This window comes from Paenibacillus nuruki (assembly GCF_963311185.1).
Classification (GTDB): Bacteria; Bacillota; Bacilli; order Paenibacillales; family Paenibacillaceae; genus Saccharibacillus; species Saccharibacillus nuruki.
Genome location: NZ_OY725677.1, coordinates 329991 through 345730, shown reverse-complemented (window position 1 = coordinate 345730; position 15740 = coordinate 329991). Strand labels below are relative to the sequence as shown.

The following is a 15740-nucleotide window of genomic DNA, read 5'->3' as shown; positions in this document are numbered from 1 at the left end:
ACACCCCTCTTTAGCTTGTGATCGGACGAGTGAGAATTTGATCTATAATTCCGTAAGCTTTCGCTTCCTCAGCTTCTAAGAAATAATCGCGATCAGTATCTTTTTCAATCTTGTCTAAAGATTGACCCGTACGTTCTACATAAATTTGGTTCAATTTTTGACGTGTTTTGATAATCCATTCAGCATGGATCTTCATATCTGAAGCTTGTCCGCTAATACCACCAAGCGGTTGATGAATCATAACTTCGCTGTTCGGAAGTGCATAACGCTTGCCTGGAGCACCTGCTGTTAACAACAGTGAACCCATGCTTGCAGCCATACCGATACAGATCGTCGATACATCCGGCTTAATGAATTGCATTGTATCGTATATACCCATCCCTGCTGTGACAGAACCACCAGGAGAGTTGATGTATAGGTGAATGTCTTTCTCTGGATCTTCCGCAGCTAAAAACAATAGTTGTGCAATAATGAGATTGGCTACATCATCATCAATCGCCGTGCTCAGAAACACGATACGGTCTTTGAGCAATCTTGAATAAATATCGTAAGATCGTTCACCTCTACTGGTTTGTTCGACAACCATAGGTACTAGACTCATAAGACCAACCTCTTTTCTTTGTCATGACTTGTGCCATGAAAATTAGGACGTATAAAAAAGCATAGAAATAATGACACAGAACTATTTTAACATGTACTGTGTCTCATGTCATTTTTTCAGTGCTAATCATTTTATATATAAATAGGTAAAAATAAGGCACGCAAATGTATACGTGCCTTATCTAAAAAGGTTGCAAATATTTGCAACGTCCATATAAAGTTAAAAATTACTCAGCTTGCTCAGCAGCTACAGGCTCAACTTCTTTGCTGTTATCTACCAAGACTTCGATTGTTTTACGCAATTTGATTTCGTCAGAAAGACTTGCAAGAGAACCATTCGCAGCAAGAATGTTACGAACTTCTTCAGCATCACGTTGGAATTGTCCAGCCATTTTTTCCAATTCCGCAGTTACTTCTTCTTCAGAAACTTCGATGTTTTCTTCTTTAGCGATTTGTTCCAACACTAGGTTGTTACGAACGCGTTTGGAAGCTTCTTCTTTCATTTGCTCTTTAAGATCATCTGTTGTTTGACCAGAGAATCCTGTGTACATTTCAAGGTTCATACCTTGTTGACGAAGACGGTTGTCAAAGTCACGAACCATGTTTTCTGTTTCAGAGCTGATCATTGCTTCAGGAATTTCTACTTCAGCGTTTTCAGCTGCTTTTTCAACTGCTGCTGTTTCTTTTGCTGCTTTTACTTCGTTTTCTTTACGAGTAGCGATTTGAGATTTCAAATCTTCTTTGAACTCATCAAGAGTATCGAATTCACTTACATCTTTAGCAAACTCATCATCCAATTCAGGAAGATTTTTGCGTTTGATTTCGTGAAGTTTTACTTTGAATACTGCATCTTTACCAGCAAGTTCTACCGCATGGTAGCTGTCTGGGAAAGTTACACTTACGTCTTTGAAGTCACCAGTAGACATACCTACTACTTGCTCTTCAAATCCAGGGATAAAGGAGTTAGAACCCAATTCAAGAGAATAACGCTCTGCTTGTCCACCTTCGAATTGAACGCCATCTACAGAACCGTCGAAGTCAATAACAACTACGTCTCCGTTTTCAGCAGCACCTTCTTCAAGTACAGACAATTCAGCATGACGTTGTTGCAAACGTGTCAATTCTTCGTTCACGTCTTCTTCGCTAACTTCAGCTTTAGCAACAGGTACTTCTAGTCCTTTGTATTCGCCCAATTTAACTTCAGGTTTTACAGTAACTTTAGCTTTGAATTTGAAAGTTTCGCCTTTTGCGAATTGCTCGATTTCGATTTCAGGACGATCAACCGGGAAAATATCTGCTTCGTCAACAGCTTCAGAGTAAGCTTCTGGAAGCAAGATATCGATTGCATCGTTGTAAAGACTTTCTACCCCAAAGCGTGCTTCGAAAATAGACCGTGGCACTTTACCTTTGCGGAAACCAGGGATGCTGGTTTTTTTAACTACTGTATTGAATGCTTTATCAAGTGCCGCGCTTACACGCTCTGCACCTACTTCTACCTCAAGAACCCCAAGGTTCTTTTCTGTTTTTTCCCATTTTGCTGTCATTTCAAGTATTCCCCTCCAAAAAATATTTCACATTGTATAAATGTTAATTTCACGTACAGAATAACCATTATAGTATATACAACTATCGATGGTTTTTCAAGCGTGATTCCTTTGATGGTCTGGACTCTCTGTTCTTGGATCAAGAACGTGGCAATTGTCCTGACACAAATTGATGCATAGCGCGATAAGCTTGCTCATAGCGGAAGCGAATATTATCGGTTACGCCGTAGAGGAGACGGATGCTTTCTTCCTCCTTGGTGCCTTCTAGCGTCTCAGAAACGGTCTGGTGAAGAGCAGCTGCCCAAATATCCAATTCGGCATCATCACCTCTGACAATGTACTGATAATTCGAAGTACCGTAAGCAGCCATCATAAATTGTGACCATAGTTCCTGAGCAAAATAAAACAGATTAGGCGCATCGCTTTCTGTTTTATCAGCCACTCGCTCCAAAATCTGAATAACCGGTAAAGGAAACTCGGCTGGCTCTAAAGGAACATTTTCAATCTCAACTTCTATCCATTCATGATCACGTTCAAAGCTTACATTACCCAAATGTCCACGCCTGCGCAACGTTTGCAAAATACGGAACTGAATTAACGGATGTTGCTTACCTGTTTTTAACCAATCAATCAATTCATCATCGATCTTCGGTTGATCGAGATAAGATAATTGTTCAAGTGCCAACAACGTACGTTCGGTTACCGGCTGTTCCATCGCTGTTTCTAATAATTTAGATTCATAAGAATGGTCTGCTGATTGCTTCCCTTTAATACGATCTCGCATGATTGTATCACTATTTGTATGATTTTCTTCATCTTCTTGTTGATCCAAAGCACTACTTTCGATAGCGGCTTCTGGAAAACTCATACGTAGCCAGCCCAAAAGCGATTCCCACTCTTCCATCTGTTGCTCGCTTTGTCCCTGACAATGCAGTAAAAAATCCAGCAAAGCCATGGCTTCACCGTATCGTTCGGTCTCTAACATATTGGTTAATTCAATCTGATAAAAGTCTAGCGTTTTGGGAAACAAAATAACATTCCCTGATGATTCTGTATGTGAATTCGTTGAGTCCGTTATAATAGCACCTCCTACATTTCAATGCTAACTGTATAATGAATAGGATAAAAATATTCATGAATATTAAGATTTTATGATTATAACATAGCTTGTCTCTGCTTCAAAAAGTATGTAACAGTTCTTGAATGACTACATCACCATATTTTACAATCTAAAAAAAGTGTTGTCTTACTTATTAATGCTGTGCTATACTATTTTTGTTACGCTTCAAACGCACATTCTATTTGTCTCAGTAGCTCAGCTGGATAGAGCAACGCCCTTCTAAGGCGTCGGTCGGGGGTTCGAATCCCTCCTGGGACGTAACGAAAAGAAGTATTCTATATTTTATAGAATACTTCTTTTTTTGTTTATTGATGTGTCTTTGCCGATAAAAACAGTTCTTTTTTATTATATAATTCATGCCACTAGTTTAGGATAAAATACGTTTTTGTCCTTCTAGTGCTTGGATCGGTTTGATATTTTGTGTGAATTCTAATGTTCCCATGTATTTACCTTCTTGATCTCGAATCGCAAAATAACGAATATAGATAAATTGATCTTTTAACGGAATCCAGAAATCTTCTATATCTTTCACGCCTGCTTTGAAATCTCGAAGCAATTCTTCAACGACATGGACACTTTGTGGAGGATGACAATTTTGTACAGTTCGACCGATCACAGCTTTGGTGCGAGCAAAGATTCGTTCTTTGCCATGGGAGAAATAACGAACCACATCATTTTCATCAATAAATGTAAGATCAACCGGTAAATGATTCATCATCAGCTCTAACTGCTGTACAGAAAGTATGCCTGTTTCGAGATGAATATAACCTGAACGTTCTTCAGTAGACTGTACAGGTAATGGCTGGCGGTCAGGCTTCCATTCATGTTCAGGATCAATTAAGCAAAATCCGATCTGGTCACTCTCCCGAGCAATCGATACCCATTCATCTTCTGTTAATTTATCCAGCGCCATAGGTAGTAAAATATGTTCTTCTTTGAAAATCATCTCACTGACTTCACGACTGACTTGTTCGATACAAGCAATCACTTGTTCTACATTGCCATTGTAATCGATCAGGTATTGTTTGGCTTCTTTGATCGCTCCACGAATCGCATCATCGACACCCCACATCACTTTGGTTGGTCCGAAAATGCCGTACTTTTCTAAAAACGGAAAAATCAAATTTTCTTTACGACTGTAATGTTTGTCCACATCATATAATAAACTTAAATCTTCCAGTAATTTAAGACGGTTATGCTCGTCATCTGATTTACGAAATTGATCTAGATGCAGACTGATTGAGAAATGCAATAAACGATCCAATTCTGCATTTTCTTTTTTTAATGTATATACAGGGTGTCCTGGTTGTTCTTCTGGTTGATGAGAACGATGAATATCTTGGATAGAGCCTTTGAAAATCGCTGCATGGACACTACATAATCGTTGTACCTCTTCAACAGGAATCCCTTCGTCTTCCATCAAGGATTGTTCTAAAATCGAAATTTCCTCTACCGTAATATCACCTACGGCTTCTGTAAATCTGGCTTTGACTTCTTCCGTACTTTTGCCTTGATGAAGTTCTTTGATAATTTCTTTAAGTAGTTGTTGGCGGTTGTTGGCTAACGAACTACGGTGTTCCCGGTTGTTAATTAATTCGCTCATGATATCCATTCCTTCCGTATCGACCCTGCTTGATAATCCTATTGTTAACTGAGAACTATTCTCAAACAGATCGTAACATGCGCTTAATACCAACGTAGTGATTGCAATCACTATCGATACGATTGACTGAAATAAGAAAAAGCCTTTCTTTTATCATCAAGAAAGGCAGGTGCATATCATGAATAGCTTCTATTGATTAAAATGAACCAAGCCATCGATTTTGACAGGTAAGCCGGTACGGATCGATTGATTAGCCGCTATGCCCGTTAAAATAGAACGTGCTCCATCGACATGATCGGCTGCGCGGTGGAAGGGATCTTCAACAGGATCGCCGAATAAATCGTTCAGAAGAACAGGATCACCGCCGCCATGACCGCCTTCTTTTTCTTCCACTTCTACTTCGTAGGCTTCCGCGAACATAGGGAATACTTTGATCGTTTTGCGCTTGAGAGCACCTTCGTCTGCTTTTTCTCCGCCTGCATTTACATAAGATTTCTCGACAACTTCCATTTCGATACGTCCTTTGGTTCCATTAAAAGCAATACGGTATCCTTCCCACGGCATATACGCATTTAGAGAGTACGTGAGCATCGCTTTATTTTTGTACCGAACCACAACGCTCATCGTGTCCTCTATATTAATTCCATCTCCAAACACACTCTGATCTCGAATATAGCCATCTTCATGTTCAGCATCCAGATACATCGCTTTTAGATTCGGATTGGTATCCAGTGGTAACGCAAACGGATCATTTTTAGCGACTTCGCTGCCTGTAGAACGTGCATAAAAATGAGTTTCTCCTCGTTCTTCTGCATTTTCACGTCCATAAAATAATAAGTCGCCCATAGCAAATACCGTATCCGGTTGTGAACCAATCCAGAAGTTCACCAGATCGAAATGATGAGTTGATTTGTGTACTAATAATCCACCGCTATTGCGCTTGTCTCGATGCCAGCGACGGAAATAGTCTGCTCCGTGTTCGGTATTCAGCAACCATTCAAAATGAACAGAAGTCACATCGCCAATCGTGCCATCTGCAATCAATTCTCGTGCTTTGGTATGATGAGGAGCATAACGATAATTAAATGTCACACGTACTTTCTGACCGGTACGCTCTACTGCATCGATAATTTCCTGACATTTATGTTCGTCTACTGTCATCGGTTTTTCTGTGATCACATCGCATCCTAATTCCAGTGCTTTGATAATATAACGATGATGGGTACGATCGACACTGGTGACAATCACAACATCTGGCTGTTTGTCATGAATCATTTGCTCGAATTGATCTGCGGTATATAGATCTACAGCATGGTAATTATATTTATCTTGTAATAATTGATTAGCATGACGTGCGCGAGTGCTATTGATATCACATAGTCCTACTAATTCTGAAGTCTCTCGGTATGTATTTGCTATAGCGCTATAGAAAAATTCAGCCCGTCCACCTGTACCTACCAATACATATTTTTTTAAAGTCATGCTGTTTTCCCCTCTCATCACTGTATAATTTGTTATCCAAAGAGTAGCAAATAAAGCATGATATTTCTCCGCAAATCTTGTTTTATTTCATATATACCGCTTATTTTGTTGTGATATACTTATTTTAAGAGAACGCTTACAGACATAAATATACATATTGTACATATAAGCTTATCCATCAGGAGGACGTGGAATATGAATCATGCAGATAAGACACGATCAAGCTTGACCGATACTCAGACTCCCCATTCACTCACGGTAGAATATGCAGGACGGAGCGATTATTTTGCGATGACCCATGAGCATTTTCATCCTCATTATGAAGTGTATATTTTGCTATCAGGGGAACGGCATTATTTTATACGAGATCAGATCTATCGTGTGCAACAAGGAGATATTGTTTTTATCGCCAAAAATGAATTACATCGTACACTTCCTGCTGAACTGCCTGAGCATGAACGTATTGTGATGTACTTTAATGATCATTTTGCTGAACACCATTTTGCCGCACACAGTGCCTGGATATTGTCTTTATTTCAGTCCAAGCAACCTGTTTTTCATTTATCTGCACGAGAGCAATCTCATCTGAATCCTCTTATACAAAAACTATTGCGTGAGTTAACCGTACAAGCGCCGGGCTATGAATTATGTATGCAGTGTATTGTGACTGAATTATTAATTACCTGTGCTCGTCTCCATCGTGAGCAAGCTCAGCTCCCTGCCACAATCGGAACTGAGGCTCATCAGCATATGTCTGAAGTGGCTCGCTACATTAAGTCTCATTATCAACAGGAAATTTCGTTGCCTTTGCTCGCAGAACAATTTCATTTAAGCCCGTCATACCTCAGTCGAATTTTCAAAAAAACAACAGGATTCAGTATCACCGAATATTTGAACACCATACGTATTCAAGAAGCACAGCGATTATTACGAGAATCTGAGCTTAAAATTATTGATATCGCAAATATCGTAGGCTTCGGTAACTTTTCGCATTTCGGTAAAATGTTTAAGCATCTATCTCAGGTAAGCCCTCGTGAATATCGGGACTCAGCCAAGCATCTGGGTATACAGATATCCAAATAAATTAGTGTATCGCTTGATGTTGTAGCCATTCTTTTTTGAGCAATGCATATTGAAATGTATTTTCGTATTTAGGAGTGCCATCTTCATAAGTGGTCATCGATACAAATTCAACAAAACAACCTTCTTGGCGCATATGGAATCGTTCACATAGTTTTTGTGATCTGTGATTATCATCTTCAACATATGCGTATAGTCTTCTTGCATCCATTTGTGTAAATAGATATGCTAGAAGCGCTTTTACACTTTCACTGGCATAGCCTTTGCCTTCACATCGAGCATTAAAATTCCAACCTATACAATAGGTATCCGGTTCTTCTTTTAACGCAAATAATTCTCCTATCAGTTCATTGCTTTCTTTCAAGCAGACTGCTATATAGGAATCATCTTTACTTCTTTTTTCAATTTTCAAATGTGCTTCTTGTAATGTACTGATCTTGTCATCCAGAAAACAATTCACTCTCGGATGTCCTAGATATTCTAATAGACCTTCGGCATCTGCTTCAATAAAATTTCTCAATCGTAATCGCTCTGTTTCAATATTGTGCATGATTGTTCTCCTATTATTTTTTTGATTAGAACCTATGTATACCATATCGCAATGCAATGCTACATTCAATTAAAGGAGCCTAAAGCAGTGAATGACTTTTATCATGCGCTAGCCTATGTCAATCAAATGATCTATACACCTAATCAATTCATAATCAAAGCTGTCCAAGAAGAAGCACAAAATGCAGATTATGGTGCAGGAATTTTTCAGTTAAATTCTAAATCTATTCGATTTAGAGTCGCAAAAATAACACCTACTAAGATCGGACAATTTGTTGCTTTTTGGGAAAAAGATGAGCATGATAAAAACCAACCTTTTTCATATGCAAAGGCTACAGATCTATTGGTGATCAATACGTTTACTAGCGATAATCATTGGGGGCAATTTGTATTCCCCAAAGAAGTACTTCTCAAACAAAATATTCTTAACACAGCTACGACAAAAGGAAAAATGGCTATTAGAGTGTATCCTAAATGGGAAAAGCCTACTAGCAAACAAGCGATCGACACACAGAAATGGCAATTAGACTATTTTGTGGAGCTCAATGATTCGGATTGCTTAGCTATACCCCAGTTATTGAATCTATACACCACTTGAAATGGAATGCCTAAAAAAAAGACTTCTATCTCCAACGATGGATATCATCGAAGTGTGAGGATAGAAGCCTTTTTTATTTGATACAGTTATTAAGCAGGTAACAAACCTCTTAAAACTAGCGAAATGGTGCCTTCACCCTGCTCCAGCACAACCCAGTTTACAGCCAGCGCATTTTTTAATTGTTCGATCTGATCAGGACTAAGCTTGATATCATCTAAGCGACCTTCGCCTTCAGTATAATCATCATCTTCCTCAAGCAAAAATCGGTAATCCAACCACATTTTAAGCCCCTGAACCGTATTAAATGTAATTCGGTATCCCTCTTTGACCGCTTGCACTAAAGGTTCTCCATGCTCTGCCGCATAGGTGAACCATTCTTGAAAATCAGTCTGTGAAGAAGTGATCTGTTCCAATGGAGCTACGTCTTGACGCTCCAAAGCATCGATCAGTTGGTCTTGCGTTATTCCATCACGACGTAAGCGTTCTAGAATCAATGCAGTACGTTGTGACACTTTAACTTGTACACTCATGATGATTCCTCCAAGATTAGTGGTCAGATTGATGGTTCGTTAATGTTCGTCTCTTCGCATAACTTTCATATTGGCGAGTACCAGTGCACCTAGCAATACAGCAATAGAAATCGACCATAATAATGTATTCGATGCATTGGTGTAATCAATAATAATTAACCTAATAATCGCTGTAATACCAATATAGATAAAATAACGTAACGGGAAATGGAATCCACTTTTGAAATACTGAATAATTAATGCAATAAATTCAAAATACAAAAAGAAGACCAAAAGCTGTTCTGTAAATTCATAATCGGTTTTACCTACATCTGAATCAATAAACATAAAGCTAAAAATATACCATGTTTCTTTCAATAGAAAAAAGGTCAATGTGAAACCTACCAATACAAGGGTTACATTTAATATCCCTTGTAAAATAGCAGGCACTTTATAAACATAATTCATCCACGGTTTCAAGGTCATCCTCCTTATAGCTTGCTCATTTCAGCTTATTACTTGTTGACGATTGGATTATAAATAAAGACAAAGATGTTGAATATTCATGCTGTATCTCTAGATTATACAGGCGGAATTGAGATGCCGCAATGAAACGATACAACGGTTTACATTCATATTTACATTTTACTTTTTATACCATTTATTCCTAAAAATTTATTTATTGATTAATTCATACAATTAACTTATTATAGATTCTGCAAGCCCATCTTATACTAAGAGGAGTGATTTGTTTATGGCTCAACGCGAAGTACACATTTCTGTGATTAATGTAACGGATAGTGAATTGGTTTTGGAAAGTAAAACAAATTTGGCTCATGGTGAATGGGTTGTCTCCCCAACTAATGTCCCTAACAATGCAAAACCAGCTACTTTTGAAGCAGATTCAGATGGATTCGCTACGGGTGTAGAAGGTACGCTATATTACAAGCTACCTCAAGGAGAGATCACTCTATATTTTGATGATCCGTATGTAGGTTCGGATGGATTTTCGGCACAAAGTAGTTCACCTGCTTACAATATACAGGTGATTGGTGGTAGTGGAAATGTATGTAATGTGACTTATCTAATTAGTAACACGTAAATAAAAAGATTTTTGAAGTGTACGCTCACTTATCTTTTTTATTTTTGTTATTAAACATAGAAAGAAGTCTCCCCATTTGAACAATGAGAAGACTTCTTTTTTTACGTCCCAGGAGGGATTCGAACCCCCGACCGACGCCTTAGAAGGGCGTTGCTCTATCCAGCTGAGCTACTGAGACAAATCAGATATGTATACAACACAACATTATTGATTATACTCTATTATGTATTTAATTTCAAAAAAAATTATTATATACTTATAATTACCTGTTTTTTGTGTGCTATATGTGGTACTTTATATTCAATTATAAGTTTCAATTGGAAAAAAGTGGATTAATATACCTATATCGAATCTCCCACGCATACATACCTTTGTTACTTGCAAACGCTCCCACATCTTTTTCAATAATACCCTTGTCGGTTTCCTTTTCCTATAGCATTTGCCTACAATTGAACTGAAATGGAGGTATTCATATGGCTACACCCATCTCCGAAAAGGAACTGGGCTTACTTATTCATCGGATGAACTTAGATTCATCTTCTGATGCTGACGATCGTAAGTCTGGTCAATCATCTTATTCATCGAACGGTAATGGATGGATTCAGGTAGAGAATCATCAGATTATGGTGACTTCACCAGATGAAGGTAAAAAACCGGCTACGATCTGTGCAGTCTCTCCGTTAACCTTATTGATTAATGGTATTCCTTTAAATGGTGCGACTGAAGTCACTGAAGACGATATTATTACTTGGGATATAAAATACCCGCCATTATTTGAAATCAAAGTCTCCCGCGACCGGATGGAAGCTGTATTGATTCTGTATTCGCGTGAAAAATATACATGGGAACTACAAGATGTACCTGCATCTGATCGTGCTTTTATTAAAGCCGCTCCCAATAAAGAACTTGTGATTGATGTAGTGAAATTTAACCATATTATTAACACGCTCGAAAAGCTAGGAATTCGCAAACATTTGGATACCGCAGCGATCATGGCAGAATTGGAACACCCTACGCATCAACCGATAGTCGTTGCGCGTGGCAAAGCATCCACCCCGGGCATAGATGCAAGGCTAGAGTTATTTTTCCCTGAACAAGTAGAGACGATCTTCCATGAAATTGGTGGTGTGATCGATTATCGTAGCCATCGCCGCATCCCTTCTGTACATGAAGGAGACGTGATCGCGGTAAAACATGCGCTGGTTGATGGAATTCCTGGCTATGATGTGTATGGAGATATGCTTCCGCCTACACCTGCTCAAGATATCATTGTTGTTGCCAAAGACTCCACCGAAATGAACGATAAAGGTGAGATTATTGCGCTTGCTCCCGGTAGACCCCGTTTAACAGGTAAAAAAGTGCATCAATTCGATATTTCTAATGCTTTTATCGTAGAAGGCGATGTCGATCTAAGCACAGGTAATATCGTGTTTTCAGGAGATGTGATTATTCATGGTCATGTGACAGATCATATGATTATTGAATCGCTAGGTAATGTCTATGTTCATGGAAATGTATACAACTCTACAATTACAGCGACAGGTAGTATTCTGGTGAAAGGCAATGTGATCAGCGGTCAATTGTACTCAGGTTACTTCGGTGTGATGTTCAATCGAATGTATATGGTCTCCAAACAGCTCAAGCAAGAAATGGAGCGCTTAGAAATTGCAGCTCAATTACTGAATAACGAAATTCGTGCTCGCAAGCAAACGGTGCGTTACGGGCAAGTCATTATGTTATTGCTCGAAAGTAAATTCAAAATCATTCCTGAACTGGCTCGTGAACTGTTACAAGTATTTGCTAGTATTCAGCAAGTACAGACTGAACAAAACGAACAGTTATTGCTCTTGCTTCAGCAAATTATTCAATCTGCTCAAGTAGCCGATGTCTTTTGTGAACAGACATTAGCACGTATGCGATTACTACTAGAACAATTACATTCGAATGTCGCCAGTATGCAAGAAACACAAGTGAGTATTGAAATGGCTCAGTGTCAGGGAGCTATTATCAAATCCAATGGTGATATTGTTGTTACCAAAGCAGGCGTGATTCAAAGTGAGCTGTATTCTGCTGGAAGTATTGCTTTTCTAGATGAACATTCAGTATGTCGTGGTTCTCAGCTAGAAGCGATGGATCGGATAGTAGCTCAAAATGTAGGTAGCGGTAGCAATGCACATTGCATTCTCAAAGCACTCACTCATATCTATGTGAACCAGATGCATAACGGCTGTATTATGATCGATAGCTATAAGTTGAATATTTGGGAAAAAGTCGAAAAACAGTTGTTCACAATGGAATATATGTTAGCTCAACAAAAGATTCCCCAACAATCTACGTTGACTTCACCTTAAATACAATCTACCAATACAATAAAATTTCAAAATAAAAACCGGTAATGGATCATCTCCATTCCGGTTTTTTTAGATGTGTACAGGCTTGGCTAGATTACGATACGATTGAGGCACGCGTTCTAAAAGACGTTCTCCATAAAGCGAGGCAAACGGTTGATCTTTCATATGAATATATCCAATATAACAACCGCATGTTTTCATCTGACACGGACGTTCTTGAGACAACTGCTCTAATGAATGTCGATACAAATGTCCAATCACTCGCTTATCCTGATAACAACGCTTCACAATTCCTGAACCCTGCACATAAAAAACATGCTCGCCTGCACGACAAGCTTGTCCAAGACTATCATAATCTTGCAAATTATCTCTAAAATAAGGATCGATTTCGCTTAATTCTTCAATCTCTGCTTCGCTATAATACCGTGGACGATCTTTAAATGCATTCACCCACACATATACATCTTCAGGTAACTTGGCTCGTAATTGATGAATCGCTGGAAAAGCTTCACGTAGACCGACTGTACCTGCACTAAACACAATCCCTTGGTTATACAAAGTCATCCCTTGTGCAATAAATCGGTCTTCACGTACTTGTCCCGGATGGTATGTTGCCCAGAACGATGCTTTGACTGGATTCAATTGAGCCGTCCAATCTAATTTGACCGATAGATTCGTCTGGATAGCCACTTTAGTAATATGAGACATATGAGATAACTCAATCATCGCTTCACGATACCAAGCATGTACCAGCGCTTCTCCATACGGATTGAAAAAGATAGACAGTTGATGACCTGCATACTCTTGTTGACGTACCCACTCCATAAATTGTGCTAATTGCTGGCGATCTTGCATCAGTGTTTCTTTGCTATCGACAGTTTTGCTAAATGGACAATAAGGACAACTATAGTTACAGGAAGATAATTTACCACGATAATAAATAGTCGTCTGCATACTCATGAGCCTACATATCCTTCCATCAAAGCATACACATCTTCAGAAATAAACCAATCTCCTATCCCATCGGAGTAAGCTAGCCCTTCGGTCGTCAATTGTAATACCTGTGGTTGATCCTCATTGTCGATCAGTTCTGCCATCCCTGTCCAGATCAAGTTCTGCAATTCTGGAAAATGCTCAAGCGGCGAAGCACCAAAACGTGATACATAATCGGTGATCGTCAATCCTTCACGGTGTAAAATAGCTTTGAGAATAAAGCGACGCTCACGTTCTTCTAGATTAAGCACAAATCCATAATTCGCCTGATCATGACGATCTGCGGTGACATAATCTTCGATAATACTGCGTGTTGTAGCGGCACTCACTCCATAATGAGAAGCATAGTGTACATTTTGCGTATACGAACGTGCTCCGCATCCAAGCCCTGCCATCCCTTCTTCCTGACAGCTATACGGCAATAATGACTTAGAGGACGATAATGGCTTGGCAAAACGTCGCATCGAGTACTGGGTGTATCCAGCAGCTTCTAAGCGAGTACGAGCAGCATGATATAACTCCAAGCGGATATCTTCTTCCAGCCCTGTATGTCCCGGCTTTAATATCGTATTTTCACGAATATATAATGGATAAATAAAGATCTCACCGGGATCATATGATAATGCTTGTTCTACCGAATATAACCATGTCTCTATCGTCTGCTCCGGTAATCCATAGATCAGATCCACATTGAGTAACGGAAAATCATAATCGACTAACATACGTAATGCTTCACGTACTAACTCCGGCTTTTGTGGACGGTAAATCGCTTTACTTTCAGATTCGACAAAGCTCTGAATTCCCATACTTACTCGATCCGTTCCACGACGCTTTAGAATCTCTAAGCGTTCAGGTGTTACGGTATCTGGCGAAGTCTCTACAGAAATGGAAGCATGTCTAGGATCAAGCCCCATAATATTTTCAGCAATATCAAATAATCGATTCAATTGATCAGGCTGTAGTAATGTAGGCGTTCCTCCACCGATCGCAAATCGTGAAAAAGGTCGTCTCGCTACTAAAGGTGCCCATTGCTTGGCTTGACGTTCTAGCGCATCCACATACTGTTCATGTACATCTACCCGCTTATCAGGCAACGTAAATAAATTGCAAAATCCACAACGAGCACCACAAAATGGAATATGCATATATAGAAAATAACTTTCCAATTGTTCTTGCTCCCATAATGATTGCAAATCATACGGTGGATCAAGTTCACGATAGGCAGTCTTATGTGGATAAGAGTAAAGATATGAACGATAAGGAGCACTCTTCATCTGTTGTTCCCATTCCTGCAACGCTGGTGTCCATTCTGCTGGTGGAAGAGCATGGAGCGGTAACTGCAATGATTCCGAATTCATAAGGCTACACTCCTTTTTGATCAATAACAGATGAATTGTACTAAATTCACCTTTTTATAATATAAATTCACGATAAGGCACGTTCCAGACCACTTCGTGAGCTAAACGATGCCCTTCGTACCCATCTTCTCCATACGCTGTTCCATGATCGGAAAAGACCAGACATAAGGTCGGTCGCTTCCGTTTGCGAAAAGCAGCAAACAAACGTCCTAATTCTCCATCAACATAACGGAGTGCCGCTCGCTGAGTCTCGATTGAATCTTTGCGAATATGATTAGGAATAAAATAATGATTCGGTCCATGAATAGCAGATACATTGAGAAATAAAAATAAACGTTGCTCTAGATCAGCTCCGTCTAACAATTGTAACGCATGATTCACTTGATGTTCTGTAGATCGTGGATTCGTCACTCCAAATGTCATTCGCCAATAACTTTCTTGAAAATAAGCAGGCAACACTTTGGCTAACTTATTTTTTTTGGTAAAAAAGATTACGCCACCGATACAGATCGTTCGATATCCTTCTTGCGCTAATCCCGATACGATGTCAGGAGCATCAAACAACCATGTATACGGATGAGTACGAAATCCACTATGCTTCCCGTGAAAAAGTCGAATATGCGAATCTTTATCCGTATTCGCAGGTGTAGGTAAAAATCCGCCGAAAAAAGCATGATGAGCCGCATACGTAAAACTGCCTGGACTATGACGCTTTTCCCATCCATCACTTGCACATAGATGAGGGCAATTGTCTTCTTCTAGCTTTGCCACATCATAGCGCAGTGTATCCAGTGTAATCATCAAAATATCGTGTGTACCTACAATTTCATTCATATTCATCATAACGCTAA

Annotated in this window: 15 protein-coding genes and 2 tRNA genes; 5 read left to right on the top strand and 12 right to left on the bottom strand. The window is 39.2% G+C overall.

Annotated features, from left to right (window positions below; all coding sequences use genetic code 11):
- Positions 1-10: 10 nt before the first annotated feature.
- The 3 genes from clpP to RCP16_RS01715 form a co-directional block, all read right to left on the bottom strand.
- Positions 11-601 carry an ATP-dependent Clp endopeptidase proteolytic subunit ClpP gene (clpP, locus tag RCP16_RS01725; RefSeq protein ID WP_069325532.1) on the bottom strand — a complete coding sequence of 197 codons (591 nt, stop codon included), beginning with the start codon at positions 599-601 and terminating at the stop codon, positions 11-13.
- A 226-nt stretch (positions 602-827) separates the two neighbouring features.
- A complete protein-coding gene (tig, locus tag RCP16_RS01720; RefSeq protein WP_308641514.1) occupies positions 828-2144 on the bottom strand; it encodes a trigger factor in 1317 nt (438 codons plus the stop codon).
- A 139-nt stretch (positions 2145-2283) separates the two neighbouring features.
- The gene (locus RCP16_RS01715) at positions 2284-3174 is read right to left on the bottom strand and encodes a hypothetical protein (RefSeq protein ID WP_371748156.1); all 891 of its coding nucleotides are present in this window, start codon (positions 3172-3174) and stop codon (positions 2284-2286) included.
- A gap of 274 nt (positions 3175-3448) precedes the next feature.
- Here RCP16_RS01715 and RCP16_RS01710 point away from each other — a divergent pair.
- Positions 3449-3522: transfer RNA gene (locus tag RCP16_RS01710), tRNA-Arg, on the top strand.
- A gap of 109 nt (positions 3523-3631) precedes the next feature.
- Here RCP16_RS01710 and RCP16_RS01705 read toward each other — a convergent pair.
- Positions 3632-4867: a DUF438 domain-containing protein gene (locus RCP16_RS01705; protein WP_308641513.1), complete on the bottom strand. Its 1236-nt coding sequence runs from the start codon at positions 4865-4867 to the stop codon at positions 3632-3634.
- A 189-nt stretch (positions 4868-5056) separates the two neighbouring features.
- On the bottom strand, positions 5057-6349 hold the full coding sequence (locus RCP16_RS01700) for a Gfo/Idh/MocA family protein (RefSeq protein ID WP_308641512.1): 1293 nt from the start codon (positions 6347-6349) through the stop codon (positions 5057-5059).
- A gap of 195 nt (positions 6350-6544) precedes the next feature.
- Between RCP16_RS01700 and RCP16_RS01695 the strand changes: the two genes are divergently transcribed.
- Complete coding sequence (locus RCP16_RS01695) at positions 6545-7432, top strand: AraC family transcriptional regulator (RefSeq protein ID WP_308641511.1); 888 nt, start codon at positions 6545-6547, stop codon at positions 7430-7432.
- A 1-nt stretch (position 7433) separates the two neighbouring features.
- On the opposite strand, the gene RCP16_RS01690 is transcribed toward RCP16_RS01695, so the two are convergent.
- Entirely contained in the window at positions 7434-7979 is a 546-nt protein-coding gene (locus tag RCP16_RS01690; protein WP_069325537.1) for a GNAT family N-acetyltransferase, read from the bottom strand.
- Between the two features lie 87 nt (positions 7980-8066).
- On the opposite strand from RCP16_RS01690, the gene RCP16_RS01685 reads away from it, so the two are divergent.
- Complete coding sequence (locus RCP16_RS01685) at positions 8067-8576, top strand: MepB family protein (protein ID WP_308641510.1); 510 nt, start codon at positions 8067-8069, stop codon at positions 8574-8576.
- An 89-nt stretch (positions 8577-8665) separates the two neighbouring features.
- Here RCP16_RS01685 and RCP16_RS01680 read toward each other — a convergent pair whose 3' ends face one another.
- Positions 8666-9106, bottom strand: coding sequence for a hypothetical protein (locus tag RCP16_RS01680; RefSeq protein ID WP_308641509.1), 441 nt, complete (start codon positions 9104-9106; stop codon positions 8666-8668).
- 39 nt (positions 9107-9145) lie between these two features.
- A complete protein-coding gene (gene psiE / locus RCP16_RS01675; protein WP_137223589.1) occupies positions 9146-9565 on the bottom strand; it encodes a phosphate-starvation-inducible protein PsiE in 420 nt (139 codons plus the stop codon).
- Positions 9566-9839: 274 nt separating this feature from the next.
- On the opposite strand from psiE, the gene RCP16_RS01670 reads away from it, so the two are divergent.
- The gene (locus RCP16_RS01670; RefSeq protein WP_069325540.1) at positions 9840-10187 is read left to right on the top strand and encodes an aegerolysin family protein; all 348 of its coding nucleotides are present in this window, start codon (positions 9840-9842) and stop codon (positions 10185-10187) included.
- A gap of 104 nt (positions 10188-10291) precedes the next feature.
- Here RCP16_RS01670 and RCP16_RS01665 read toward each other — a convergent pair.
- Positions 10292-10365, bottom strand: a tRNA-Arg gene (locus RCP16_RS01665).
- Between the two features lie 295 nt (positions 10366-10660).
- On the opposite strand from RCP16_RS01665, the gene RCP16_RS01660 reads away from it, so the two are divergent.
- Positions 10661-12538, top strand: coding sequence for a FapA family protein (locus RCP16_RS01660; protein ID WP_308641508.1), 1878 nt, complete (start codon positions 10661-10663; stop codon positions 12536-12538).
- A gap of 69 nt (positions 12539-12607) precedes the next feature.
- Here RCP16_RS01660 and RCP16_RS01655 read toward each other — a convergent pair whose 3' ends face one another.
- The 3 genes from RCP16_RS01655 to RCP16_RS01645 form a co-directional block, all read right to left on the bottom strand.
- Positions 12608-13492 carry an STM4011 family radical SAM protein gene (locus RCP16_RS01655; protein ID WP_308642434.1) on the bottom strand — a complete coding sequence of 295 codons (885 nt, stop codon included), beginning with the start codon at positions 13490-13492 and terminating at the stop codon, positions 12608-12610.
- Positions 13493-13494: 2 nt separating this feature from the next.
- Positions 13495-14805, bottom strand: coding sequence for an STM4012 family radical SAM protein (locus RCP16_RS01650; protein WP_308642433.1), 1311 nt, complete (start codon positions 14803-14805; stop codon positions 13495-13497).
- Between the two features lie 138 nt (positions 14806-14943).
- Positions 14944-15732, bottom strand: a complete 789-nt coding sequence (locus RCP16_RS01645) for an STM4013/SEN3800 family hydrolase (RefSeq protein ID WP_308641507.1) — start codon at positions 15730-15732, stop codon at positions 14944-14946.
- Between the last annotated feature and the right edge of the window lie 8 nt (positions 15733-15740).